The sequence below is a fragment of the Caballeronia sp. LZ028 genome, assembly GCF_031451415.1.
GTDB lineage: Bacteria > Pseudomonadota > Gammaproteobacteria > Burkholderiales > Burkholderiaceae > Caballeronia > Caballeronia zhejiangensis.
Genome location: NZ_JARUXN010000004.1, coordinates 169,865 through 195,900, shown reverse-complemented (window position 1 = coordinate 195,900; position 26,036 = coordinate 169,865). Strand labels below are relative to the sequence as shown.

Sequence of the window (26,036 nt, the reverse complement as noted above, 5' to 3'; positions counted from 1 at the left end):
AGCATCCTAACACGCGAAAAACGGGGTCTTTTCGCGCGATGCGGCATTGCAACACGAACGGCTAGCGGCCGGTGATCGCGCGTGCGGCCATGGCGCCTAACGAATCGAAGATGGCGCGCGCGGGCTTCAGATAGCGTGCGATATGCAGCCGTATGTTCACCACGCCCGCCACGAAGATAAGAAGCGTGATAAGCAGATAGTCGCGCCGCTCCGGTACGAGGTGATAACGCGTATGCAGCAGCACGAACACGATCCACACGAACGCCGGCGCATGCAGCGTCCAATGACGCTGCGCGAAATGCCACGCGATGCGGCGCACATCGCGTCGTGAAGCGCGATCGAGGCCTGCGAGTTCGGGGCGTCGGCGGAAAGAGAAAGGCATGAGGTTCAACGCACGCTTTGCGTGCGCCATCATCGCGTCATAAAGCCTTGCGAGAATCGCGCGTCATTTCGCTCCAAGCATACCCGCCCGACCCTTTCCTTACGATGGCGCTTTCACTCGACGACATCCGTCATCTCTTCGATGAACACGGTTCAATCGCCTATAGCGGCGAGCCGGTCACGCAATTGCAGCACGCGTTGCAAAGCGCGACGCTCGCCGAGCAGGCGGGCGCGAGCCGCGAGCTGATCGTCGCGGCCTTGCTGCACGATCTCGGGCACCTGCTGAATCCGCAAGGCGAGACACCGAGCGAACGCGGCATCGACGATCTGCATCAGTACTTCGCGCTGCCGTTTCTGCGTCCGCTGTTTTCCGACGCCGTGCTCGAACCGATTCGCCTGCACGTCGATGCAAAACGCTGCCTCTGTGCGATCGATGCGTCGTATCACGCGCGGCTGTCGGCGGATTCGGTGCGCAGCCTCCAATTGCAAGGCGGCATATTCGACGATGAAACCGCGCAGGCCTTTCTCGCGAAGCCCTACGCGCGCGATGCCATCGCGCTGCGCCGATGGGACGATGAAGCGAAGGACGCGCGGCGCGTTACGCCCGCGCTGCCGCACTTCATGGAAATCGTGGCGAGCGTCGCGCTGAGTTAGGCGTCGCTGCATCGAAGAACGCACGTTCGCGTATCGCGCTAGACTGTGCGCCATGCGTCCATTCCCATTCGAAAGCGCCTTGCAACAAGCCTTCAGCGCGCATACGAGCGCCGCATCGTGAAAGGCGGCAACTTCCGCATCACCGCCGCCGTCGTCGCTTCGGCGCTCTTCATGCAAAACATGGACGGCACGATCGTCGCGACCGCCATCCCGGCGATGGCCCGCGATCTGAACGTCGACGCCGTTCATCTGTCCAGCGCAATCACCGCCTATCTCGTTGCGCTGACCGTCTTCATTCCCGCGAGCGGCTGGGTCGCCGACCGTTTCGGCGCGCGCCGCGTGTTCATGTGGGCGATCGCGACGTTCACGCTCGCGTCCGTCGCGTGCGCCGCGGCGATGAACCTGCCGCAACTGCTCGCCGCGCGCGTTGTGCAAGGCCTCGGCGGCGCGATGATGGTGCCTGTCGGCCGTCTGATCCTGTTTCGCGGCGTCAAACGCGAGGAACTGCTGCAAGCGACGACATGGCTCACGATGCCCGCGCTCGTCGGTCCGTTGCTCGGCCCGCCGCTCGGCGGCTTTCTCACCGACGCGCTCTCGTGGCGCAGCATCTTCTGGGTCAACGTGCCGGTCGGCGTCGCCGGTCTCTTTCTCACCTGGAAGTTATTGCCGCCTTCGCCGCCCGAAGAACGCACGCCGCCCGATCTGCGCGGCATGCTGATGTCGGGCGCGTCGCTGAGTCTGTTCATGATCGGCATCGAGAGCGCGGGGCGCGGCGTGCTGCCGGCCGGCGTGCCGTGGATTTGCGTCGCCGTCGGCCTGCTGCTCTTTCGCGCGACCGTGCTGCATTGCCGGCGCGCGCCGAATCCGGCCATCGACTTTTCGTTGCTTTCGATCCCCACGTTCCACGCCGCGACGGTCGCGGGCAGCCTGTTTCGCGCCGGCGCGGGCGCGCTGCCCTTTCTCGTGCCGCTGACGCTACAGACGGGCTTCGGCTACAGCGCGACGGCGAGCGGCCTCGTCGCGTTCGCGAGCGCGCTCGGCTCGTTCTGCATGCGCCCGATGACCGCGCTCGCGCTGCGGCGCTTCTCCGTGCGGACGGTTTTATGCGCGGGCAGCGTCGTGTTCGCGGCCGTGCTGCTCGTCTGCTCGACGATGTCGCAGGCCTGGCCCGCCGCCGCGATCTTCCTGCTCCTGCTGCTCGGCGGACTCGGCCGGTCGCTGAGTTTCGCGACGATGGGCGCGCTCGCCTTCGCCGATGTGCCCAAGCCGCGCCTCGCCGCCGCGACCTCGTTCCAGGGCACCGCGCAACAGTTGATGAAGGCGGTCGGCGTGACGGTCGCCGCCGGCACGATTCAGGCGACGATGCTCGTTTCCGGCAGCGCGCATACCGAGCGCTGGCAACTGGCGTGCGGTTTCATCGTGACGGCGCTGGTCGTCCTGGCCTCGCTCCCGATGTTCGCGCGTCTCTCGGACGATGCGGGCGAAGGCATATCGGCGCCGGCTTCCAAGCGTGCCGAACGCACGTAATTCCTTCCGATCCGCGAAACAAAACATCAGATTTAAGACAAGTACATGATCCACAAGGCTTTTTTATGTGGCTATAATGCGATTCCGCTTTGATCTGGCCATCCGATGCGTCGTGTACTTGTCATCTTTGCCGCCCTTGCCCTCTCGCTGAACGGCGCGCCTGCCGCCCACGCACAGGACAATCCGCTCGCCGCCAGCAATCCGGTCGCGCAGTCCGCCGTCGCGCAAGACCCGAAGGCCGAGCAGGCAAGTCACAAGATTTCGGAAATGCTCACGCGCAAATTCGGCGTGGCGCGCCAAAAGGCGGAAACCATCGCTACGGCGGTCATGTCGTCCGCGTCGAAATATTCGCTGCCTCCGGCGCTTTTGCTCGCCATCATCTCGATCGAATCGCGCTTCAAGGAAACCGCCCGAGGGCCGAACAATGCAACGGGCCTCATGCAAGTGGTGCCGTCGGCGCACAAGAAACTGGTGCGCAACGTCGATCTGACGGATCCGGAAGACAACATCGAGACGGGCTCTGCCATCCTGCACGGCTATGTGAAGTCCGCTCAGGGCGATGTCGATGCCGCGCTGAAAAGCTACGGCGGTTCGCGCGCCTACGCCGAGAAGGTCAGCGTGCGCGCAAAGGCGTTCGAACCGGCCGCATCCGTCGATGCGGCGTCGGCGAGCCCTCAATAAGCTTTAATCTCGCGCGCCGCCGCCGGGCGGATGCCGCAACACGTCCCGAGGACGTCGCGGCGATCGCACCCGACTGCGCGCCGGCCTCGCTTCAATAGGCCTTTTTGGTGCCACTGCCGTCGGACTTCATGCCGCCCGAATTCATGTTGCCGTTGTTCGGCGCACTGCGTTGCACCGTGCCCTGATCCTGGCTCATGCCGTTGGTCGCGTCGTTGCCCATGCCGCTCTTCGCGCCGGTGCCGGTCGTGCCATCCGCCGAGCCGCCCATTCCCGTTCCGCCCATACCGACGCCGCCGCCCTTGCCGCCCGCAGCTGAACCTGCGCCGGCCGAACCGTTGCCGCCTGCGCCCATCGAACCGCCGCCGCCCGCTTGCGCATAGACGCCGCCCGATAAACCGAGTACCAGCGCGGAAATCACCAACTTCTTCGTAGTCGCGTTCATTGCAAGTCTCCCGAGTTTGCGTATCGGTCGTCGCGTATGTCGTGCAACGACCGTGTCCGCATTAGCGCAAGGCACGTGCCGCGAGTCTCATCGCGTCAGACGATCAGAGGATCAGTAGCCGCACGGCACGTACGCATTGCGATAGTTGTCGTAGCAGTAGCCAGGCGGCTGCGTCGGCTGCGCATAAACAGGCTGTGCGTATGCGGGCTCCGCATACGCGGGTTGCTGATAGACGGGTTGCGCGTAAGCCGGTTGAGCATTGGCGACCGATGTGACCAGCGCACCGAGCACCGCACCGCCGATCAGCGCGCCGACGATCGCACCGCCATCGCCGCCGTGGCCGCGGCCACCGCCGTGTCCGTGCGCCGAGGCTTGGCCCGCCATCGTCAGACTACCGATCATCAACAAGACAAGTGCTGTGCGTTTCATGAGCTTCTCCATTTCCCGTTTAGCCGGGTTCGTGGAAGTCATCTTAAGCAGACAGCTAAGAAATAACTGCATTACTTGGTAACCGCGCATTTCAACGATTACAAATAGGCTGATTCGTTCGGATTCCCAATCGTTAAAACCACAGTTACAAATGGAAGCGAATTCGCTACGACGTAACAGCTTTTTCAGCCGGTTCGGTAATGCAAATGCTCGCGCCCAAGCAATCCCGCCGCTTTTACCGCATGCCGTTTCATTTGCTCGCCACTGGTTACTGTTTGTCACCAGAAGAACGTCAACTGGATCGAAGCACGCGGCGTTTTCATCGTCAGCGCGGCGCACTGCGCGCCACGCGTCCTCAAATAAAAGATCAAGGGAGTTTCAAACCATGAAGAAGATCGTCGCTGCTCTCGCATCCGCCATGCTGGTCTCCACCGTATTCGCGCAAACCGCCGCCACCGACGCCGGCAAAGCGCAACTGAAGGCGAACAACGAAAAGGCCGAGGCGCAGGCGAGCGCCAACAAGAAGAAGGCCGAAGCACAGCACGACGCCGCGAAGGCGCAGGCATCGGCGAACGAGGACAAGGCATCGGCGCAAGCCGACGCCAACAAGGAAGCCGCGAAGGTAGCGCAGGCGACCACGCCGGAACAGGCTTCCGACGCTCGCGGTGATGCCGCCAAGGCACAGGCGAAAGCCGACAAGAAAAAGCACGCTGCGCAAAGCAAGGCCGACAAGAAAAAGCAGGACGCAGCGAAGGATGCCAACGTGGCACAAGCGAAGGCCGACAAGGAAAAAGTCGAAGCACAAAACGACGCGAACAAGTCGGCCGCCGATGCGAAGGTCGACGCGGCGAAGAAGTAAGGGAGGCGAGCGTCCCTCGCATTGCGCATCGGGCATTGCATATCAACAAACCGGTGCGTTCGATTCAAGCGAGCCTTCGGGCTCGCCTTTTTACTTGCCTATGTTCTCGGATCAGCGCGGCACGCGTTTCGATGGCGTCGTGTTCGGGCTCGACCTCATGCGCGATCCGCACGACGCCCCCATCGAAACGCACGGGGCGCGCTGATCAATCCACGCGCTCGATTTCATCCGCGACGGTTTCATGCTCGACGCTCGCGTGATGCTCGCTCATCGGCATCGGCGATGCCTTTTTGCGCGAGCGCATCAGAAGACGCGCGCTATGCACGCCCGTCAGCACGACAGCGATCCAGATCGGCACATAAGTCCCGAGCTGGTGCGCTGAAAACGGCTCGCCGAGCAGCAGCACCGCGACGCCGACGAGCAGCACCGGTTCCACATAGCCGAGAATGCCAAAGAGCGCGAGCGGCAGATGACGGCTCGCGCGCAGATACGACGCGAGCGCGATCGTGCTCAATGCGCCGAGTCCGGGAAGCAGCACGAGCCACAGATGCGGCGCGCCCGCGACCTCCGTGAACGCGCCGCGCGCGAACAGCATGAGCGCGGCGACGGGCGACATCAGCATGATCTCCACCGCGAACGACACGAGCGGGTCCGCGTTGAGCCGTCGACGCAACATGAAGTACGGCGGATAACCGAGCATCACGACGAGCGTCGGCCATGCGAACGCATGCGTGGCGATGAACTCATGCGCAACGCCGACGGTCGCCGCCGCGACGCCTGCCCACTGGAATCCATCGAGCCGCTCGCCGTAGTGAAAGCGTCCGAGCAGCACCATCGCGAGGGGAAGCAGGAAATAGCCGAGCGATACTTCGAGCGCGCGCCCGTGCAGCGGCGCCCAGAGAAAGATCCACAATTGCAGGCCGAGCAGCGCGGCCGTGATCGCGAACATCAGCAGCAGTCGCGGCGTTTTGGCGAGCCTCGCGACGAGCGCGCATAATTGCGGCCAGCGCTTTCTCACCGCGACCAGCGCGAGCGCGCCCGGCAATGTCCACACGATACGCCACGCGAAGATGTCGAGGCCGTCGAGCGGCGCGAGCCATTTCGTGTAGCCCGACATGAGCGCGAAGAGCGCGGAAGCCGCGACGGACAGCGCGATGCCGCGCGCGAGGTCATGCTGATTCATCGGGAAGTCGCTGCGCGTTGAAGGTGAATGCAAGCCGGACACAACGTGAACTGCGCATTCTAAACGCCGCGAGCGCTTTGTTTTCGGAACGCGCTGCAAAGATAACTGCCGCGCGCGCCGCTTTTTGCTTCCCTCATGCTTCGCATTCGGCATGAACTCTGCCGCGTGAACATTGTCTCTTGCGGTTGTCTTTTGCCGGTCATGTTGATCGGCGACCCTTGTCGGTCCGGCGCGTTCAGCCGGCCTGTCCCTCAGTCCGAGCGGCATACCGCGCGATCATCCGCCGCTCACGTCGAAGCATCCGCTGCAACAACGCGCCGTGCCATCGTTTCCCGGTGGCACGCGAAGAAAACGCCGCATCGATGGAGACGTCATGACTCAAGCTGCCCTTTCCCCCCGCTTCAACAATGCCTTCGCAGAGGCTGTGCACACAGGACTCAGCAAGCGTCCGCAGAAAGAACTGCCGTCGATGTATCTGTATGACGAAGTGGGTTCGGCCCTCTTCGAAGTGATCACCGCGCTGCCCGAGTACGGCGTGACGCGCGCTGAAGAGCGCGTGCTGAAGGACCACGCGACGGATATCGTCGCGGCGATGCCCGGCGACATTCAGGTCGCGGAACTCGGCAGCGGCAGCGGCCGCAAGACGCGCCGCATCCTGGAAGCGCTGTGTAAGAAGCAGCCGACCGCCTATCATCCGATTGAAATTTCGCGCACCGCATTGCAGTTGTGCCGGCGCGAACTGAGCGATATCGAGCGCGTGTCGATTGTCGGACATGAACGCGACTACCTCGCCGGACTCTCCGAAGTCAGCGCCAAGCGCAAGGACGGCGAAAGACTGCTCGTGCTGTTTCTCGGCAGCACCATCGGCAATTTCGCGCGGCTTGCGGCGACGAAGTTCCTGTGCTCGATTCGCGGCATGCTGCAACCTGGCGACGCGCTTCTGCTCGGCACCGATCTCATCAAGCCGCTGCCGGTGTTGATCGCCGCGTACGACGATCCGATCGGCGTGACGGCCGCGTTCAACCTGAACATGCTCGCGCGCATCAATCGCGAACTGGGCGGCGACTTTCCGATCGACGCCTTCGAGCACGTCGCGCGCTTCAATCCGGATGCGCGCAGCGTCGAGATGCATTTGCGTGCGAAGCGCGCGCTTTCCGTACGCGTGCGCGGCGCGGATCTGCGCGTGGACTTCCGCGAAGGCGAAACGATCTGGACGGAAAGCAGCCACAAATATGCGGCCGATGAAGTCGCGCCCATCGCCGCCGATGCGGGCTTCGAATGCACGCATCAGTGGCGCGACGAGAAATGGCAGTTCGCGGAGAGCCTGCTGGTCGCGCGTTAGTGCTGCTCGAAGCGCTCGTAGCGTTTCTCGATGTGGCGCTCCTCGCTGTGAAACTCGGTGACGCGGGCATGCGGCGGCCCGCGTCGCAGCCATTCGAGCATCAGATCGACCTGATTGGCCGCGCCCTGCACGACCGCTTCGACGGAGCCGTCATCAAGATTGGCGACCCAGCCGCGCACGCCCAGCGCATGCGCCTTGCGCACCGTGTGATGCCTGAAACCGACGCCCTGCACGACGCCGCGCACACGCACGTAATAGGTTTCGATTCTCGTATCCAGATCCGGGCCCGGCATCGCGCTTACTCCTTTCCAGTGTTCATAGGCGCATTGTAGACACGCGCTTCAACTCAGGCGAAAGGGCTGCGCCATGTCGGCGTGTTCGCCCGAGCGCGGATGCGGCACGCGCGGCAACCTCACTTCGAACACCGTGCCCGTTTCGGACGTCGAGCGCACGGATACGTCGCCGCCATGCATCTGCGCGATTTCACGCGTGATGTAAAGCCCCAGCCCGAGGCCGCTCGACTCGTTCTGACGCCGGCCCGATCGATACGGCGCGAAGATCGTCGGCAGAACGTCCGCGGGAATCTCGCCGGCGTTTTGCACCGCGATGGTGATGTCCTCGGCGTTGCCGTCGAGGCGCACTTGAATCGCCGAGCCTTCGTGGCCGTGCTGCAGCGCGTTGCCGATGAGATTCGAGAACACCTGCGACAGCAGATCGCCGTCGCCCTGCAACAGCGTGTCGCCCTGACGCAGCACGAAGATGCGCCCCTTGCCGACGCGCGCCTCGTATTCATCGACGATATTCTTCGCGAGCGTCATCAACTCGACGGCGCGCGGCTGCAGCGTCACGCGCCCGCCACGCAGACGCGCAAGGTTCAGCAACTGATCCACCATCCGCACCATGCGCATGCCGCTCGACTTGATGCGCGTGCCGATGTTCGCCACGTTCTCGTCCTGCACGAAACGCGCGAGATATTCCGCCGACGCGATGACCGCGGAAAGCGGCGTGCGCAGATCGTGACCGAGCACGGCCATCAGCATTTCGTTCGCATCGAGCAGTTGCTGCACGGTCGCGAGCTGCGTCGCGAGTTGCTGCTTCTGACGCTCCATCTGAATGAAGACATCGACCTTCGAATTGAGGATGCGCGAATCGAAGGGCTTGTAGAGAAAATCCACCGCGCCCGCTTCATAGCCGCGAAACGTGCGGCTCGCGTCCTGCGCCGTCGCCGTGAGAAAGATGATCGGCACGTGCGCGGTGCGCGGGCTGCCGCGCATCAGTTCGGCGAGCTCGAAGCCGTCCATGCCCGGCATGTTGACGTCGAGGATCGCGAGCGCGACTTCGTGCTTGAGCAGCAGCTCCAGCGCGGCGGGGCCCGACTCGGCCTTCAGCACCGACAGATCCGGCCGCGCGAGCGACGCTTCGAGCGCGGTGATGTTGTTGCGAATGTCATCGACGATCAGCACGTGGATGGGTTGCGTCATCTGGTGACTCCTTGCCTTCTTTTCATGGCTGCCGGCCGATGCATTGCGACAGCCGCAACGCCATTTCATCGAGCGTCAGTACTTCATTCACCGCGTCCTCAGCGATCGCCGCGAGCGGCATGGCCGGGGCCGAGGCCGTCTCCGGGTTCTGCGCCCAGCACGCGCCGCCCGCCTCGCGGATCGCGCGCGTGCCGCGGGCGCCGTCGTCGTTCGCGCCGGAGAGCACGATGCCGAGCAGACGTTCGCCATACGCATGCGCCGCCGATTCGAACAGCACGTCCACCGATGGCCGCGAGAAGCGCACCGGCGGATCGACCGACAGCGCGATCGCCGGCGCCGCGCCGCCTTCCGCCTCGACGAGCATGTGATATCCCGGCGGCGCGAAATACACGGTGCCGGGCGCGATCTCGTCCTTGTCGAACGGCTCTTCGACGGCCAGTTCGCAGCGCGACGCGAACAATCCCGGCAAGAGGCTCGGCTGTCCTTGCCGCACATGCACGACGATCAGCACGGGCAGCACGAACGTCTTCGGCAGCGCGGGCAACAGATGATTGAGCGCCTCGACGCCGCCCGCCGATGCGCCGATCACGACTGCTCCGATGCGATGCGCGTCGAACATCGTCACACCTTCTGGTAAAGCCGCTCGCGCGCATTGAAATCCGCGAAGCGGTCTGCATAGGTGGAAAAGCGCAGGCTTTCCTTGCTGCCGAGCCCGAGAAATCCGCGCCGCACGAGCGAATCGCTGAACAGACCGAGCGCGCGATCCTGCAACGCGCGATCGAAATAGATCAGCACATTGCGGCACGACACGAGATGCGCTTCGAGAAACACGCTGTCGGTCGCGAGACTGTGATCCGCGAACACGACGCGCGACTTGAGCGTCTGCGAGAACTTCGCCGCGCCGTACGCGGCGTGATAGTAGTCCGACAGCGAACGCTTGCCGCCCGCCGCCAGATAGTTCTGACTGAAGCTCGCCATGCGTTCCAGCGGATAGATGCCGCTCTCGGCCTGACGCAGCGCTTCGGCGTTGATGTCGGTCGCGTAGAACACGGTGCGATCCGCGATCTTCTCTTCGGCGAAGAGCACGGCGAGCGACCACAGCTCCTCGCCGGTGCTGCATCCCGCGACCCAGACCTTGATCGACGGATACGTCTGCAGAATCGGCACGACCTGCTCGCGAATCGCGCGAAAGTAGTGCGGATCGCGGAACATCTCGCTCACCTGCACCGTGAGGTACTGGAACAGCCGCGCGAACAGCGCCGGATCGCGCAGAATGCGCTCCTGCAAATGCGAGAGCGTCGGCAGGCCGAGATCGTTCACGGCTTGCGCGAGGCGTCTTCTCAGCGAACTCATCGAGTAATGCCGGAAGTCGTGCTGATAGCGCAGGTAGATCGCTTCCAGAATCAGCTTCAGTTCGATGTCGAACGTCGCTTCTTCGTCGTGACTGCCGTCGTTCGCCATGTTCATCGCTGCCGCAACCAAACCCGACATAAAGACACGAGCTTATCCACGTCGATGGGTTTCGATATGTAATCGTCCGCACCTGCCTCGAGACATTTCTCGCGATCGCTCGGCATCGCTTTCGCCGTCAGCGCGATGATCGGCAGACGCGCGTGCTCCGTGCGCTTGCGGATTTCGGTCATCGCGGTCAGGCCGTCCATTTCGGGCATCATGATGTCCATCAGCACGAGGTCGATATCGCTGCGGCGCGCGAGCGCTTCGAGCGCTTCGCGTCCGTTGCGCGCGATCTCGAGCGTGGCGCCGAGCGGCTCGATCACGCGCGACAGCGCGAAGATGTTGCGCACGTCGTCTTCGGCGAGCAGGATCGTGCGGCCTTCGAACACGTCGTCGCGCTGACGCGCCGCGCGCAGCATGCGCTGCTGCTCCGGCGGCAGCGCGCTTTCCACGCTATGCAGGAACAGCGTCACTTCGTCGAGCAGACGCTCCGGCGATTTCGCTCCCTTGATGATGATCGATTTCGAATAGCGGCGCAGGCGCTGCTCTTCTTCCTGCGACAGCAGGCGTCCCGTATAGACGATGACCGGCGGCGACGCGTGCCCGCCGCTCGTCGACACGCGTTCGAGCAGTTCGTAACCGGAGCCGTCGGGCAGCGCGAGATCCATCACGACGCAATCGAACGGCACGCGCTGCATCTCCTCGATGGCCTCCGCGATCGATCCTGCCTCGACGATGCCCACCGTGTCGCTCGCGAGCAGCGCGTGAATGCTCTGACGCAACGCCGGATCGTCCTCGACGACGAGCACGCGGCGCATGCCCTGCGACGAGCGCGCTTCGAGCTTGCGGATCGCGTGCGCCAGTTCTTCGCGCGCGCTCGGCTTCAGCGTGTAGCCGATCGCGCCGAGATGCAGCGCGACATCGGCGTGATCGGTCGCGGAGACGATGTGAATCGGAATGTGACGCGTGAGCGGATCGTGCTTGAGCCATTCGAGCACGGTGAGGCCCGACTGATCCGGCAGGCCGATATCGAGCAGAATGCCGTTCGGCTGCAGCGAACGCGCGAGCTCGACGCCTTGCGTGGCGGTCGCCGCGTGCACGCAGTCGAAATCGAGTTCGTGCGCGAGATCGTAGAGGATGCGCGCGAACGGCTGATCGTCCTCGATGACGAGAATCACGCGATCCGGACGCTTGCGGTCGGCGCGGTCGTCGGCGATGCCGAGCGGCTCCGGACTGACCATGGGCGCCGGCATCGGCTGTACCGGCGCAGGCGCAGGCGCTGGCGCAGGCGCGGGCGCGGGCGCGGCCATGGGCTGCGCTTCCCGCATGTGACCGATCGTATCGAGCTTCGCGGTGACGGTGCCTTCGTGCGCCGCGATCGGCAGCGTCACCGAAAACACGCTGCCCTGCCCAAGTTCGCTCGACACGGACACCGATCCGCCGAGCAGTCGCGAAAACTCGCGCGAAATCGACAATCCGAGGCCGCTGCCGCCGTATTTGCGGCTCGTGGTGCCGTCGGCTTGCTGGAACGCCTGGAAGATCATCTCTTGCTTGTCGCGCGCGATGCCGATGCCCGTGTCGCGCACATCGAAACGCAGCGCGTTGTCGCCGGCGCGCTCGACCGCGACCGTCACGCGGCCGCGCTCGGTGAACTTGAATGCGTTCGACAGCAGATTGCGCAGCACCTGCAAGAGCCGCTGGCTGTCGGTGACGAAGTATTGCGGCACGTTCTCGCCGTGCGCGGTGACGAATTCGACGCCCTTGTTCGCCGCGATGGGCGCGAACGATTGCTGCAACGTCTGCAGGATCGCATCGACGGATGTGTGCGCGAACTGCACGTCCATCTGTCCGGCCTCGACCTTGGACAAATCAAGAATGTCGTTGATGAGCGAAAGCAGATCGCTGTTCGACGAATGGATCGTCGCGGCGAAGCGCACCTGTTCCTCGGTCAGGTTGCCTTGCTTGTTGTCCTGCAAGAGTTTCGCGAGGATCAGCGAACTGTTGAGCGGCGTGCGCAGTTCGTGCGACATGTTCGCGAGAAACTCCGACTTGTACTGGCTCGCGCGCTCCATTTCCAGCGCGTTCGCGGTCAGTTCCTGCTGCGCCTGCATCAGCTCGGACTTTTGCCGCTCCAGATGTTGCGTGTGCTCTTCGAGCTGCACGTTGGTCTGTTCGAGCTCGGCCTGCTGCTGTTCGAGACGCGCCTGCGAATCCTGCAGCGCGCGGCCGCGCTCCTCCAGTTCCTCGTTCGACACGCGCAACTCTTCCTGCTGGACCTGCAATTCCTCGCTCTGGCGCTGCGTTTCTTCGAGCAGTTCGACGAGACGCGCGCGATACCGCGACGAACGCAGCGCCATGCCGATCGGTTCCGAGGCCATGTCGAGCAGCGCGCGGGTATCGTCGAAACGGCCTTCGTTGCCGACGAAGCCGAGTTCGATCGCGCCCACGACGTCGCCATCGGCGAGAAGCGGCGCGATCACGACGCGCGACGCCGCCGCCGATCCCAGCGCCGAACCGGCCTTCAGATAGTGCGCGGACGCGTCGCGCAATTCGAGCACGCGCGCCTCTTCGACTGCCTGTCCGACGAGTCCCTGGCCGCGCGGTATCCTCGCTGGCGCGCTGGCATCGTCCGGCAGCGCCCACGACGCGACCCGCACGAGCGCATCGCCTTCGAGCGCGTAGACGACGCCGACTTTTGCATTCACGTACGGAATGATCGAACGCAGGATGCTCACGCCGATCGAAGCCGGAGACTGCTCGCCGCGCAATTTCTGCGCGAGTTGCACGATGCCCTGTTGCAGCCAGGTCGTGCGTTGTACGGCGAGCCGCGATTTGATATACAGATGCGCCACCGCTGCGAGCGCGAGCATGACGACGATGCCCATTGCGCGGTTGATCTGCAGCACGTCGCGGCTCGTGTTCGGATCGGTGGCGGCGAGTGCGTATCCTGCGAGCGTCAGCACGGTCGAGACGCCCGCCGTGACGATCGGCACGGCGGGGCGGTCGGCCCAGACGCAGAGCACGACGGGCAGCACGTAGAACACCCAGATCGCGATGCGGATCGGCGTGAGCACGTCGATGCAGAACACCACGGCGAGCGTGATTGCGATTGCGAGGTAAATCCAGGCGCTTAGGTTTCGAGTGTCTTGAGGCATCGCTTACCGGTTGTGTCCATGTTTTGCGCAGTCCTCGCGGCCGCGGCAGGCGAGGACCATAGCATGAGCCGCAAGCCCTTGTCACATCGGGCTTTGCAGCCTTTTTTCGGCGCGGCAATCGTTACAATCGAGGCCGCGCGGACGTTTTCAACGAGGTAAGAATGACTGATTTTTCCGGCTCTCGCGTGCTCGTCACGGGTGCTTCGGGGTTCGTCGGTTCCGCGGTCGCGCGGCTCGCCATCGAACGCGGTTTCGACGTGCGCGTGCTCGTGCGCAAGACCAGCCCGCGCAAGAACGTCGAATCGCTGGACGCGGAGATCGTCGTCGGCGACATGCGCGACGAAGCGTCCATGCGCGCCGCGCTCAGGGGCTGCCGCTTCCTGTTTCACGTCGCCGCCGATTACCGCATCTGGGCGCCGGATCCGGCCGAAATCGAACGCGCGAATCTGGAAGGCACCGAAGCGACGATGCGCGCGGCGCTGTCCGAAGGTGTCGAGCGCATCGTTTATACCAGCAGCGTCGCGACGCTCAAGGTGACGAGCTCGGGCGCGATCGTCGACGAGACGAAGCCGTCGGATGCGCAGAGCACCATCGGCGCATACAAGCGCAGCAAGGTGCTCGCGGAGCGCGCGGTCGAGCGCATGGTCGCGCAGAACGCGCTGCCGGCGGTGATCGTGAATCCGTCGACGCCGATCGGCCCGCGCGACGTGCGCCCGACACCGACCGGGCGCATCATCGTCGAAGCGGCGACGGGCAAGATCCCCGCGTTCGTCGATACGGGCCTCAATCTCGTGCACGTCGACGATGTCGCGAACGGGCACTTTCTCGCGCTCGAACGCGGCAAGATCGGCGAGCGATATATCCTGGGCGGCGAGAATCTGCCCTTGCAGCAGATGTTGGCGGACATCGCCCGATTCGTCGGGCGCAAGCCGCCGACCATCAAGCTGCCGCGCGGGCCGCTTTATCCGCTCGCGATCGGCGCGGAGCTGTTCGCGAAAGTGAGCGGAAAGGAGCCTTTCGTGACCGTCGACGCGCTGCGCATGTCGAAGAACAAGATGTACTTCACGTCGGCGAAGGCGGAGCGCGAGCTGGGCTACGCCGCGCGGCCGTACGCGCAAGGTCTGAAGGACGCGCTGGACTGGTTCCGGGAGAACGGGTATCTCGCTGGATGAAGCGCCAAATCATTTCGTGAAACGTTCCGGCCATCGCGACGCGGCCGGAAGACAGCAACTCTTGTATAAGACTCGAAAAAAATTAAGTCATTGAATTCGCGCGAAAAACGCCCGTTTTGGCCAATTTCGCAAGCCGAAATTCACACGCGCGCCCTGCAAAATCAGGCAGAATAGCGGTTTGTTGCCGGAGGGGTGACGAGGCCGGCGGTTTTTTCCAACCTGTTTTCGGATGTCGAGACAAGCGATGAGTAATCAGCAACCCACCATCATCTACACCCTGACCGACGAAGCTCCGCTGCTCGCGACCAGCGCCTTTCTGCCGATCATCCGTGCCTTCACCGCGCCGGCGGGCGTCAACGTCGAGACGAGCGACATCTCCGTCGCGGCCCGCATCCTCGGCGAATTCCCCGAATTCCTGACCGACGAGCAAAAGGTCCCCGACAACCTCGCGAAGCTCGGCGAACTCACGCAGGACGCCGACACCAACATCATCAAGCTGCCGAACATCAGCGCGTCGCTGCATCAGCTGACGAGCGCGATCAAGGAACTGCAAAGCAAGGGCTACAAGCTGCCCGACTATCCCGAAGAGCCGAAAAACGACGAAGAAAAGGCCATCCGCGCGCGCTATGGCAAGTGCCTCGGCTCGGCCGTGAACCCGGTGCTGCGCGAAGGCAACTCGGACCGCCGCGCGCCGCTCGCCGTGAAGAACTACGCGAAGAAGCATCCGCACAGCATGGGCGAGTGGAGCATGGCGTCGCGCACGCACGTCGCGCACATGAAACACGGCGACTTCTATCACGGCGAAAAGTCCATCACGAACGATAAAGCCCGCGAAGTGCGCATGGAACTCGTGACGAAGCGCGGCGAAACCATCGTGCTGAAGCCGAAGGTCAAGCTGCAGGAAGGCGAGATCGTCGACAGCATGTTCATGAGCAAGAAGGCGCTCGTCGAGTTCTACGAAGACCAGATGCAGGATGCGTTCGACACGGGCGTCATGCTGTCGCTGCACGTCAAGGCGACCATGATGAAGGTCTCGCACCCGATCGTCTTCGGCCACGCCGTGAAGGTGTTCTACAAGGACGCGTTCGCCAAGCACGGCAAGCTCTTCGAAGAACTCGGCATCAACGTGAACAACGGTCTCGTCGATCTGTACACGAAGATCGAAGCACTGCCGGAATCGCAACGCGATGAAGTCATCCGCGACATGCACGCGTGCCACGAGAAGCGCCCGGCGCTCGCCATGGTCGATTCGGCCAAGGGCATCTCGAACCTGCACGCGCCGAACGACGTGATCGTCGACGCATCCATGCCCGCGATGATCCGCGCGGGCGGCAAGATGTGGGGCGCCGACGGCCGTCCGCAAGACACGAAGTGCCTGATTCCGGAAAGCACGTTCGCGCGCATCTATCAGGAAATCATCAACTTCTGCAAGACCAACGGCGCGTTCGATCCGAAGACGATGGGCACGGTGCCGAACGTCGGCCTGATGGCGCAAAAGGCGGAAGAGTATGGCTCGCACGACAAGACGTTCGAGATCGCGGAAGACGGCACGGCGCGCATCGTCGACAACGCGACGGGCGAAGTCCTCGAAGGGCTGACGCAGGAAGTCGAGAAGGGCGACATCTGGCGCATGTGCCTCGTGAAGGACGCGCCGATCCGCGACTGGGTGAAGCTCGCCGTCACGCGCGTGAAGAACTCGGGCACGCCGGCCGTGTTCTGGCTCGACCCGTATCGTCCGCACGAAGCCGAACTCATCAAGAAGGTCGAGACGTACCTGAAGGATTACGACACGACCGGTCTCGACATCCAGATCATGTCGCAAGTGCGCGCGATGCGTTACACGCTCGAACGCGTGATCCGCGGCATGGACACGATCTCGGTCACGGGCAACATCCTGCGCGACTACCTCACCGACCTGTTCCCGATCATGGAACTCGGCACGAGCGCGAAGATGCTTTCCATCGTTCCGCTGATGGCGGGCGGCGGCCTGTACGAAACGGGCGCGGGCGGCTCGGCGCCGAAGCATGTTCAGCAGCTCGTGCAGGAAAACCATCTGCGCTGGGACTCGCTCGGCGAATTCCTCGCGCTGGCGGTGTCGCTGGAAGAGCTCGGCATCAAGAACGACAACGCGCGTGCGAAGCTCGTCGCGAAGGCGCTCGATTCGGCCACCGGCAAGCTGCTCGACAACAACAAGAGCCCGTCGCCGAAGACCGGCCAGCTCGACAATCGCGGCAGCCAGTTCTATCTCGCGATGTACTGGGCGCAGGAACTCGCGTCGCAGTCGGAAGACAAGGCGCTCGCCGAGCAGTTCGCGCCGCTCGCAAAGACGCTGGCCGAGAACGAGCAGAAGATCGTCGATGAACTCGCCGCCGTGCAGGGCAATGCGGTGGATATCGGCGGCTACTACAAGCCGGACGAGAAGAAGCTCGAAGCCGTGATGCGTCCGAGCAAGACGTTCAATGCCGCGCTCGAACAGGTGCGCGCGAAGTAAGTTGGGCTGAAGCGCGTTCATTCGCGCTTCGGTGATGAAACCGGCATCGCCTTCGGGCATGCCGGTTTTTTTGCGCGCGCCGCATCCAACGATCTTTACAGACGCCGGTTCGCCTCTGCATACACTGTCCGCCCCGACAGGAAACCTCATGCAGAACGATCTCATCCAGCGCGCCAGTCGAGCTTATGCGGAGCACGCGTTTGGCATCGCCGTCGAATTGGCCGATGAAGCCATCGCCGAGAATCCGCGCAACGCCGATGCGCTTCATCTGCGCGGCCTGATCGCGCTGGCGCTGCGCAAGCCGGAAGACGCGCGAACGTGGCTCGCACGCGCCATCGAACTTTCCGCGCATCCGGGCTTTTGCAACTCGCTTTGCGTGACGCAGATGCACCTGCGCGACTTCCCGGCCGCGGCGCAAAGCGCGCGCCTCGGACTGCGCATCGCCGATGTGCGCTTTCCGGATTACGGCGACATCGCCCTGCTTTGGTTCAACCTCGGACTTGCGCTGCAACTCGACGAGCAGATGGAAGCGGCGGCGCAGAGTTATCGGCGAGCGCTCGGGCATCGGCCGGATCACGCGGCATCGCATAACAATCTGGGCGCGGTACTCAACCGTCTGGGCGATCTCGACACGGCAATCGAGCATACGAAAGCCGCCATCGCGCTCGATCCGGACAACCTCGAAGCGCACAGCAATCTCGGCCATGCGCTGCTCGCGGCGGGACGCTACGACGAAGCGTGGCCGCATTTCGAGCACCGTTGGGCAAGCTTTCAGACGGACGGTCAGACGCTCGGCGCACGCGCGCCCGAGTTGCCGATTCCGCTCTGGCGCGGCGGCGCGCTTCCCGCCGGCGCGAGCCTGCTCGTGCTGCACGAACAAGGCTTCGGCGATGCGCTGCAATTCTGCCGCTACCTGCCGATGGCGCTGGAACGCTTCGCGCGCGTCGGCTATGTCTGTCCGGCGCCGCTGCGGCGGCTCTTCGAAGAATCGCTGTGCGCGCGCTGGCCGAACATCGTTCTCGTCGACGGAGACGCCGTCGATCTGTCCGTGTGGACGCACCATTGCCCGCTGATGTCCTTGCCGATGTGTTTCGGCACGCGCATCGGCAATATTCCCGCGCCGACGCCCTATCTGCGCGCCAATTCGCAACGCGCGCGTTTCTGGGCGGAACGAATCGGCGAGCGCTCGATGCCGGCGGTCGGTCTCGTCTGGGCGGGCGGCCACACGCATTCGCGCGGCGACAAACGGCGCAGCATCGCGCCGGAAACGCTCGCGCCGCTGCTCTCGTATCGCGGCGTGCGATGGATCAGCCTGCAAAAGGCCGAGCACGCCGACAAGCAACTGCCGCCCGCGTTCGCCGGCCAGATCGCCGACTGGATGGACGGCGTCGGCGACTTCGCGGACACGGCCGCGCTCATCGACGGACTCGATCTCGTGATCGCGGTCGATACGTCGGTCGCGCATCTCGCCGCCGCGATGGGCAAGCGCGTCTGGCTGCTGAATCGCTTCGCGGGCTGCTGGCGGTGGCTGCGCGATCGCGACGACACGCCGTGGTATCCGGACATGCGCCTCTTCACGCAGACGAAGCGCGGCGACTGGACCGACGTGCTGACGCGCGTGCGCACCGAACTCGAAAACCTCGGCGAGCGCGTCGTCTGACACACGGTTGCGTGCATTTCGTTACAAGGTGTGGCGGTATCGGAGAAGTCCAGCGGGTAGAATCGGGGCCTCACTGCTAGCACGCACGTTACAGACACACTCGCATGAATCTACAAGACCAGCTCGGCGCGCTGGAGTCGAGCCTCGATACGCTCCTTCAGACCGCTGCCGCATCTGCGCGCTCATCCGCCGGCTCGCCTGCCGCTCCGCCCGCCGTATCGGACGAACCGCCCGCTTTGCGCGATGTGCGCGAACCGGTCGATGCCGACGCGCCCGCCGAACCGCCCGCGCTGAACGAGCCCCCGACGCTCGTCGTGTCGCGCCCGGAGCGCGATGCGGTCGAAATGACGATCGCGGGCAAGACGGTGAAGCTGAGCCCGGAAGGTGTGTCGGAACTGATCGAGGAATTGTCGAACGTGCGCGCGTCGATGTCGCCGGATCAGCCTGCGGGCATTGCACCGGGATGGCGCTTCGCCGCCACGAAGAATCCCGTCATGGCGACGCAGAAATACGCGAACGGCGACCGCCTGCTGGTCTTGCGCCACGCCGGGCACGGCTGGGTGCCGTTCACGTTCTCGCCGAACATGGTCATCGAGCTGTATGCCATGTTGACGAAGAAGTGAGAAGCCGCGTTTACGAACCTTCCTGCGTCGGCGCCTGCACGCGCGCCTTCCATTGCCCGCCCTTCCCGCTCCAGTACCGCACGGCCGAGCCGATCGTCGCGCTGACGTAGAACAACGCGACGAGCGGCAGGAGCGGCGCCCACAACAGCGATCTGCGGTAGTAGCGCAGCATCGGACCATAGGCGATGCACATCAGCGCCCACGCGGCGCATGCGGGCCACGCGCTCGCGCCGTATGCCAGCGCGAGCACCGGCGGCGCGAGATAGATCACCGCCATGCCGAGCACGGTGCCGGCAAGCAGCAGAGGCGAATAGCGCAATTGCGTGAACGCCGTGCGTGCGATCATGTTCCAGATGTCCCGCCAGCTATCGTACGGACGCAGCGACACGCTGTGCTCGGCGAGATCGAGGCGGATCGGGCGCGCGTCGTTGCGGCCCGCGCGATGCTTGATGCGCGCGGCGAGACTGCAATCGTCGATCAGTTCCTGCCGGATGGATTCGATCCCGCCCGCCTCCACGAGCGCCGAACGGCGCACCAGCATGCAGCCGCCTGCCGCGCCGGCGGTCGCCTTCTTCGCGTCGTTGACCCATTCGAACGGATAAAGCTTCGCGAAGAAGAAGACGAACGCCGGAATCAGCGCCTTTTCCCAAAGGGAATCGCAGCGCAGACGGACCATCAGCGAGACCAGATCGCGGTCTTCGAGAATCGTGCGCGCGACGAGTTGCGTGGCGGCATCGGCCGGATGGTGGATGTCCGCGTCCGTGAGCAGCAGGAATTCCGCCGGCAGGCCGAGCTTGTCGATCGCGCCGATGCCCTGCGACTGCGCCCACACCTTGCCCGACCAGCCCGGCGGCAGCGGCTGCGCGGTCAGGATCGTCAGACGGTCTTCGAGGCCGAGATCGCGGGCGGCGGCGAGCGCGACGTTCGCGGTGCCGTCGGTGCTGTGGTCATCGACGACGATCACATGGAACGCGCCCGCATAGTCCTGCTTGAGCAGCGAGCCGACCGCGCGGCCGATGACGTCGGCTTCGTTGCGCGCAGGCACGACGGCGACGAGCGCGGGCCATGCGCCGCGCCGCGCGATCTCGGCGTTGCCGACAGCGTGGATCGTCGTATCGGATAGCGCCGGCGCGGGTTGCGCGCGCCAGAATCCGCCGCGGGCGAACAGCAGCACGATCCAGATCAAGAAAGACAGCCAGGCGATCAATAGCATGAGTAAACGATTAGCTTGAAAACAGTGGCGCAGCCGATGGCGCGATCGACCCGGCGTTGCGCGAAAAATACACCAGGGAAACAGCGCGGCGAGCCGCTCCGCGAGGCCGCGCGGCAAGGGCGCGTGGCGCGGATCTCGACGCCATGCGGTCCGAAGCGTCCGACAGTTTACTGGGTTCTCAAAATCGCCGTATTTGCGTGTGCCGAAGCGCGTCGCGAAGTGAAGCGGGCATTGAGCACCCAAAAAGGGAACGCGTTAGAATACGCGGTCAACTTCGGCGCGCAGACCGATCCCACCGTGTCTTTTTTTCCGGTCTGCTTTCCCCGGCCTTCCTGACGCTTCCGAGCGTCGTTCGTGGCCAGGTCTTCGGGAAAGTGCGAGCTTCGCGCCGGCTAACCCGAGACCCGCGCCAGTCGGAGTTCGTTCGAATATGCGTATCATCCTTGCTCAACCCCGCGGCTTTTGTGCGGGCGTGGTCCGTGCGATCGAAATCGTCGATCGGGCCCTCGAACGGCATGGCGCACCGGTTTATGTGCGTCACGAGATCGTTCATAACCGTCATGTGGTCGACAACCTGCGCAGCAAGGGCGCAAAGTTCGTCGAAGAACTCGATGAAGTGCCGCACGGCGCGGTCGCGATTTTCAGCGCGCACGGCGTCGCGCAGAGCGTCGAGAAAGATGCGCGGACGCGCGGGCTCGACGTGCTCGACGCGACCTGCCCGCTCGTCACCAAGGTTCATGTGCAGGGCCGCCAGTATGTATCGCAGGGGCGCACGCTCATTCTGATCGGCCATGCGGGTCATCCGGAAGTCGAAGGCACGATCGGGCAGATTCCCGGCGTCGTCGTGCTGGTGCAGAGCGAAGCCGAAGTCGCGACAATGACGCTCGCGCCCGATACGCCCGTCGCCTATGTCACGCAGACGACGCTTTCCGTGGACGACACGCGCGGCATCATCGATGCCTTGCAGCGCCGCTTCACGGATATCGTCGGCCCGGACACGCGCGACATCTGCTACGCGACTCAGAATCGCCAGGCCGCCGTGCGCGAGCTGAGCACGCAAGTCGATGTGCTGCTCGTGGTCGGCGCCACCAACAGTTCCAATTCGAACCGCCTGCGGGAAATCGGCGCCGAGAGCGGCGTTCCGAGCTATCTCGTCGCGGACGGTTCGGAGATCAAGCCGGAATGGTTTGCCGACGTGCAAACGGTCGGCATCACCGCGGGCGCTTCGGCGCCCGAGGAAATGGTCAAACATGTGATCGATGCCCTGCGCGCGTTCGGACACGTCGAAGTCACGACGATGAACGGCCGCGAGGAAAAGGTCGAATTCAAACTCCCCGCGAAGCTCACTCAGCCGGTCGCCGCCGTTGCGGCAGCCGCGGTTCGCGAAGAATAAGGAGAGGACACAATTGTCTATCCCGATGCTCCAGAAGGCCCGCGTTGGCGCCTATATCTTCAAGCAACACCTGACGGGCACCAAGCGTTACCCGCTCGCGCTGATGCTGGAACCGCTGTTCCGCTGCAATCTCGCCTGTAACGGCTGCGGCAAGATCGACTATCCGGATCCGATCCTGAACCAGCGTCTGTCGCTGCAGGAATGCCTCGAAGCCGTCGACGAATGCGGCGCGCCGGTCGTGTCGATCGCGGGCGGCGAGCCGCTGCTGCACAAGGAAATGCCGCAGATCGTGAAGGGCATCATGGCGCGCAAGAAGTTCGTGTATCTCTGCACGAACGCGCTCCTGATGGAAAAGAAGATGGACGATTACGAGCCGAGCCCGTACTTCGTCTGGTCCGTGCATCTCGACGGCGATCGCGAGGCGCACGATCACTCGGTTTCGCAGCCGGGCACGTACGACAAGGCTGTCGCGGCCATCAAGGAAGCGAAGCGCCGCGGGTTCCGCGTGAACATCAACTGCACGCTGTTCAACGATGCGGAGCCGGAACGCGTCGGGAAGTTCTTCGACACGCTCGGTCCGATCGGCGTGGACGGCATCACGGTTTCGCCGGGCTATGCCTACGAGCGCGCGCCGGATCAGCAGCACTTCCTGAATCGCGAAAAGACGAAGAACCTGTTCCGCGAAATCTTCAAGCGCGGCAACAACGGCAAGAACTGGTCGTTCAGCCAGTCGACGCTGTTCCTCGATTTCCTCGCGGGCAACCAGACGTATCAATGCACGCCGTGGGGCAACCCGGCGCGCACGGTGTTCGGCTGGCAGAAGCCGTGCTATCTGGTCGGCGAAGGTTACGTGAAGACCTTCAAGGAACTGATGGAAACCACCGACTGGGACAAGTACGGCACGGGCAAGTACGAGAAGTGCGCGGACTGCATGGTCCACTGCGGCTTCGAGGCGACCGCCGTGATGGACACGGTGGCGCATCCGCTGAAGGCCGCGAAGATCGCGCTGTCGGGCCCGCGCACGACGGGCGCGTTCGCGAAGGATCTGCCGATCGACAAGCAGCGTCCGGCCGAGTATGTGTTCTCGAAGCACGTCGAGATCAAGCTGGAAGAGATCGGCCGCGCGCAGAAGAACAAGGGCGCGAAGACGGCGGCGGCGGTGAATTGAGCTTCGGTTGAACGGAGCGTGGAAAGGGCGAATGGCTTGGGTCATTCGCCCTTTTTGTTTTCTCTGCTACCAGATCGTCCTGACGTGTTCGTACCTTCGAATCTGCCGGTCCTTGGTCACCAGCGGAGCGGATAGCGAACGCGCCGTCGCGACTATCATGCGGTCGGCTGGATCGCACCTCGCGCAGCGCCCAAAAAAAACGCGACGGCTCTCACCGTCGCGTTATCTTCAATCACCACCCAGCAGCATCAACTCAGCAGCACTTCCCCGCTCCCGACCCGTACCTCGCCTCCTGCCGCTCGCGGAAGAACTCCGCGTAGCTCATCACCGGCTTGTCGGGATGCGTCGTCTGCATGTGCGTGACATACGCGTCGTAATCGGGCATCCCGACCATCAGACGCATCGTCTGGCCGAGATACCGTCCTGCCTGCCGAAGATCGCTGAACATCGCTCGACTCCTTAGTGGCCCGCGCGCACCGCGGTGGAAGCGCCGGAAGGCATCGCTTCGAACGGCGTTTCGCGCACGGTCGGCTTCGCTTCGCGACGCGCCCGCAGCACGGCCAGCACGCCATATACCGCGATGCTCAACACCACGAAGATGAACAGGCCGGCAAGCGCCGCATCGACGTAATCGTTGAAGATGATGCGCTGCATCTCCGCGAGCGACTTCGCCGGCGCCATCACCTTGCCCGCGTCGTAGGCGTCCTTCAGCTTGCCGGCGTGCGCGAGGAAGCCGACCTTCGGATTCGCATCGAAAATCTTCTGCCAGCCGGCCGTCAACGTGCAGATGAGCAGCCACGCAGTCGGCACCAGCGTGACCCACGCATAGCGTTCGCGCTTCATCTTGAACAGCACCACGGTGCCGAGCATCAGCGCGATGCCCGCGAGCATCTGATTCGAGATGCCGAAGAGCGGCCACAGCGTGTTGATGCCGCCGAACGGATCGACCACGCCCTGATACAGGAAGTAGCCCCACGCGGCGACGCACAGGCCCGTCGCGACGAGGTTGGCCGGCAGCGATTCCGTGCGGCGCAGCGCCGGGTGGAACGTGCCGAGCAAGTCTTGCAGCATGAAGCGGCCGGCGCGCGTGCCCGCATCGACGGCGGTGAGGATGAACAGCGCCTCGAACAGAATGGCGAAGTGATACCAGAACGCCATCATCGCCGGGCCGCCGATCACCTGATGAAGAATGTGCGCCATGCCGACCGCGAGCGTCGGCGCGCCGCCGGCACGCGCGACGATGGTCGTCTCGCCGACCGCCTTCGCCGTCGACGTCAGCATGTCGGGCGTCAGCACGAAGCCCCAGCCCGAGACGGTCTGCGCGACCGCTTCGGGCGTCGAGCCGAGCAGCGCGGCCGGGCTGTTCATCGCGAAGTAGACGCCCGGTTCGATCACGCACGCGGCGACGAGCGCCATGATCGCGACGAACGATTCCATCAGCATCGCGCCGTAGCCGATGAAGCGCATGTTGACTTCGTTGTCGATCATCTTGGGCGTCGTGCCCGACGAGATCAGCGCGTGGAAGCCCGACACCGCGCCGCATGCGATCGTGATGAAGAGGAACGGGAACAGATTGCCCGACCACACGGGACCCGTGCCATCGACGAACTTCGTGAAGGCCGGCATCTTCAGTTCGGGCGCGACGATGAGAATCCCGATCGCGAGGCCGAGGATCGTGCCGATCTTGAGGAACGTCGACAGATAATCGCGCGGCGCGAGCAGCAGCCATACCGGCAGCACCGACGCCACGAAACCGTAGCCGATCAGAATCCACACGAGCTGCACGCCGGTGAACGTGAAGTACGGCGCGAGCGTCGCGGATTCGGCGACTTGTCCGCCGTACACGATCGCGAGCATCAGACCGACGAAGCCGATGATGGAAACCTCGCCGATGCGTCCCGGGCGAATGTAGCGCGTATAGACACCCATGAAGAGCGCGATCGGAATCGTCGCGGCAACCGTGAACGTGCCCCACGGCGAATTCGTCAGCGCCTTCACGACGATCAGCGCGAGCACCGCGAGAATGATCACCATGATGAGGAACGCGCCGAACAGCGCGATCACGCCGGGCACGGTGCCGAGTTCCATCTTGATGAGATCGCCGAGCGAGCGGCCATCGCGGCGCGTCGAGATGAACAGGACGACGAAGTCCTGCACCGCGCCCGCGAACACCACGCCCGCGAGAATCCACAGCATGCCGGGCGTGTAGCCCATCTGCGCCGCCAGCACCGGGCCGACGAGCGGACCCGCGCCCGCGATCGCCGCGAAGTGATGGCCGAACAGCACGTACTTGTTGGTCGGCACGTAGTCGAGACCGTCGTTGTGACGAACGGCCGGCGTCATGCGCAGGCCGTCGAGCTGCAGCACTTTCGTCGCGATGAAGCGTGAGTAGAAGCGGTAAGCGATGAGATAGACGCAGACCGCCGCGATGACGATCCATAGTGCGCTGATCCGCTCGCCGTGCGCGAGCGCGATGGTGCCGAATGCGAACGCGCCCAGTAGCGCGAGCGCGATCCAGACCAGGAATCCGGAAGCCCGATTCATGGCGTCTCCTTAGTTATTGACCCTTCCGGGCCGATGATTGCGCCGTGATAGCGCATTGGGCGGTAGTATTCGCTTTCGCCCGGGCGCTTACAAGCGCATAACTACTTATGCGCGCTACGTGGCTTCACGTAGCGGAAAACCCTGTGTTTCCAGCAAGCGGCGCGCCGCGGCTTCGAATGTGAA

Annotated in this window: 24 protein-coding genes and 1 pseudogene; 12 read left to right on the top strand and 13 right to left on the bottom strand. The window is 63.9% G+C overall.

Features of this window, described 5'->3' with window-relative positions:
* Positions 1–61: 61 nt before the first annotated feature.
* On the bottom strand, positions 62–382 hold the full coding sequence (locus QCE58_RS23610; protein WP_239295348.1) for a hypothetical protein: 321 nt from the start codon (positions 380–382) through the stop codon (positions 62–64).
* A gap of 104 nt (positions 383–486) precedes the next feature.
* Between QCE58_RS23610 and QCE58_RS23605 the strand changes: the two genes are divergently transcribed.
* From QCE58_RS23605 to QCE58_RS23595, 3 genes are all read left to right on the top strand, one after another.
* Positions 487–1,035, top strand: a complete 549-nt coding sequence (locus tag QCE58_RS23605; protein WP_250503169.1) for a phosphonate degradation HD-domain oxygenase — start codon at positions 487–489, stop codon at positions 1,033–1,035.
* A 117-nt stretch (positions 1,036–1,152) separates the two neighbouring features.
* Positions 1,153–2,562, top strand: coding sequence for a DHA2 family efflux MFS transporter permease subunit (locus tag QCE58_RS23600; protein ID WP_309780447.1), 1,410 nt, complete (start codon positions 1,153–1,155; stop codon positions 2,560–2,562).
* Positions 2,563–2,667: 105 nt separating this feature from the next.
* Positions 2,668–3,243, top strand: coding sequence for a transglycosylase SLT domain-containing protein (locus QCE58_RS23595; RefSeq protein ID WP_250457969.1), 576 nt, complete (start codon positions 2,668–2,670; stop codon positions 3,241–3,243).
* Between the two features lie 91 nt (positions 3,244–3,334).
* Here QCE58_RS23595 and QCE58_RS23590 read toward each other — a convergent pair whose 3' ends face one another.
* A complete protein-coding gene (locus QCE58_RS23590; RefSeq protein ID WP_175982327.1) occupies positions 3,335–3,685 on the bottom strand; it encodes a hypothetical protein in 351 nt (116 codons plus the stop codon).
* A gap of 111 nt (positions 3,686–3,796) precedes the next feature.
* The gene (locus tag QCE58_RS23585; protein ID WP_250436180.1) at positions 3,797–4,114 is read right to left on the bottom strand and encodes a hypothetical protein; all 318 of its coding nucleotides are present in this window, start codon (positions 4,112–4,114) and stop codon (positions 3,797–3,799) included.
* A gap of 151 nt (positions 4,115–4,265) precedes the next feature.
* On the opposite strand from QCE58_RS23585, the gene QCE58_RS23580 reads away from it, so the two are divergent.
* Positions 4,266–4,973 (top strand): hypothetical protein, encoded by a 708-nt coding sequence (locus tag QCE58_RS23580; RefSeq protein WP_250521846.1) that lies wholly within the window; start codon positions 4,266–4,268, stop codon positions 4,971–4,973.
* A 205-nt stretch (positions 4,974–5,178) separates the two neighbouring features.
* Here the strand turns inward: QCE58_RS23580 and rarD are convergent, their stop codons facing one another.
* A complete protein-coding gene (gene rarD / locus QCE58_RS23575) occupies positions 5,179–6,156 on the bottom strand; it encodes an EamA family transporter RarD (RefSeq protein ID WP_250521847.1) in 978 nt (325 codons plus the stop codon).
* A 373-nt stretch (positions 6,157–6,529) separates the two neighbouring features.
* On the opposite strand from rarD, the gene egtD reads away from it, so the two are divergent.
* Positions 6,530–7,498, top strand: a complete 969-nt coding sequence (egtD, locus tag QCE58_RS23570; RefSeq protein WP_250521848.1) for an L-histidine N(alpha)-methyltransferase — start codon at positions 6,530–6,532, stop codon at positions 7,496–7,498.
* Here egtD and QCE58_RS23565 read toward each other — a convergent pair.
* Genes QCE58_RS23565 through QCE58_RS23545 form a run of 5 tightly spaced genes read right to left on the bottom strand, consistent with a single transcriptional unit; the run spans position 7,495 to position 13,589 of the window.
* A complete protein-coding gene (locus tag QCE58_RS23565) occupies positions 7,495–7,791 on the bottom strand; it encodes an acylphosphatase (protein WP_008354295.1) in 297 nt (98 codons plus the stop codon). The two genes, egtD and QCE58_RS23565, sit on opposite strands and share 4 nt — an antisense overlap.
* 48 nt (positions 7,792–7,839) lie before the next feature.
* Positions 7,840–8,979 (bottom strand): hybrid sensor histidine kinase/response regulator, encoded by a 1,140-nt coding sequence (locus tag QCE58_RS23560; RefSeq protein ID WP_175982330.1) that lies wholly within the window; start codon positions 8,977–8,979, stop codon positions 7,840–7,842.
* 22 nt (positions 8,980–9,001) lie between these two features.
* Complete coding sequence (locus QCE58_RS23555) at positions 9,002–9,598, bottom strand: chemotaxis protein CheB (protein ID WP_250521849.1); 597 nt, start codon at positions 9,596–9,598, stop codon at positions 9,002–9,004.
* A 2-nt stretch (positions 9,599–9,600) separates the two neighbouring features.
* Positions 9,601–10,446, bottom strand: a complete 846-nt coding sequence (locus tag QCE58_RS23550; protein WP_008354292.1) for a protein-glutamate O-methyltransferase CheR — start codon at positions 10,444–10,446, stop codon at positions 9,601–9,603.
* Positions 10,443–13,589, bottom strand: a complete 3,147-nt coding sequence (locus tag QCE58_RS23545; RefSeq protein WP_081851862.1) for a response regulator — start codon at positions 13,587–13,589, stop codon at positions 10,443–10,445. The genes QCE58_RS23550 and QCE58_RS23545 overlap by 4 nt, the downstream gene beginning before the upstream one ends.
* Before the next feature lie 161 nt (positions 13,590–13,750).
* On the opposite strand from QCE58_RS23545, the gene hpnA reads away from it, so the two are divergent.
* From hpnA to QCE58_RS23525, 4 genes are all read left to right on the top strand, one after another.
* Positions 13,751–14,761: a hopanoid-associated sugar epimerase gene (gene hpnA / locus QCE58_RS23540; RefSeq protein WP_250521850.1), complete on the top strand. Its 1,011-nt coding sequence runs from the start codon at positions 13,751–13,753 to the stop codon at positions 14,759–14,761.
* A 244-nt stretch (positions 14,762–15,005) separates the two neighbouring features.
* Positions 15,006–17,252, top strand: coding sequence for an NADP-dependent isocitrate dehydrogenase (locus QCE58_RS23535; protein ID WP_008354288.1), 2,247 nt, complete (start codon positions 15,006–15,008; stop codon positions 17,250–17,252).
* Positions 17,253–17,400: 148 nt separating this feature from the next.
* A complete protein-coding gene (locus QCE58_RS23530; RefSeq protein WP_250521851.1) occupies positions 17,401–18,912 on the top strand; it encodes a tetratricopeptide repeat protein in 1,512 nt (503 codons plus the stop codon).
* Between the two features lie 104 nt (positions 18,913–19,016).
* Positions 19,017–19,535 (top strand): hypothetical protein, encoded by a 519-nt coding sequence (locus tag QCE58_RS23525; RefSeq protein WP_008354286.1) that lies wholly within the window; start codon positions 19,017–19,019, stop codon positions 19,533–19,535.
* A gap of 10 nt (positions 19,536–19,545) precedes the next feature.
* Here the strand turns inward: QCE58_RS23525 and QCE58_RS23520 are convergent, their stop codons facing one another.
* A complete protein-coding gene (locus tag QCE58_RS23520; protein WP_008354285.1) occupies positions 19,546–20,748 on the bottom strand; it encodes a glycosyltransferase in 1,203 nt (400 codons plus the stop codon).
* 15 nt (positions 20,749–20,763) lie between these two features.
* Between QCE58_RS23520 and QCE58_RS23515 the strand changes: the two genes are divergently transcribed.
* The 3 genes from QCE58_RS23515 (at position 20,764) to hpnH (ending at position 23,309) form a co-directional block, all read left to right on the top strand.
* Positions 20,764–21,084, top strand: coding sequence for a hypothetical protein (locus QCE58_RS23515; protein ID WP_152563215.1), 321 nt, complete (start codon positions 20,764–20,766; stop codon positions 21,082–21,084).
* A gap of 94 nt (positions 21,085–21,178) precedes the next feature.
* Positions 21,179–22,141, top strand: coding sequence for a 4-hydroxy-3-methylbut-2-enyl diphosphate reductase (gene ispH / locus QCE58_RS23510; protein ID WP_008354283.1), 963 nt, complete (start codon positions 21,179–21,181; stop codon positions 22,139–22,141).
* Positions 22,142–22,154: 13 nt separating this feature from the next.
* A complete protein-coding gene (gene hpnH, locus QCE58_RS23505) occupies positions 22,155–23,309 on the top strand; it encodes an adenosyl-hopene transferase HpnH (protein ID WP_250521852.1) in 1,155 nt (384 codons plus the stop codon).
* Between the two features lie 66 nt (positions 23,310–23,375).
* On the opposite strand, the pseudogene QCE58_RS23500 reads toward hpnH, so the two are convergent.
* From QCE58_RS23500 to QCE58_RS23490, 3 genes and pseudogenes are all read right to left on the bottom strand, one after another.
* Positions 23,376–23,483, bottom strand: a pseudogene (locus QCE58_RS23500) (PIN domain-containing protein); the annotation flags it as partial.
* 79 nt (positions 23,484–23,562) lie between these two features.
* Entirely contained in the window at positions 23,563–23,757 is a 195-nt protein-coding gene (locus QCE58_RS23495) for a YbdD/YjiX family protein (RefSeq protein ID WP_008354281.1), read from the bottom strand.
* An 11-nt stretch (positions 23,758–23,768) separates the two neighbouring features.
* On the bottom strand, positions 23,769–25,853 hold the full coding sequence (locus QCE58_RS23490) for a carbon starvation CstA family protein (RefSeq protein WP_008354280.1): 2,085 nt from the start codon (positions 25,851–25,853) through the stop codon (positions 23,769–23,771).
* Positions 25,854–26,036 lie beyond the last annotated feature (183 nt).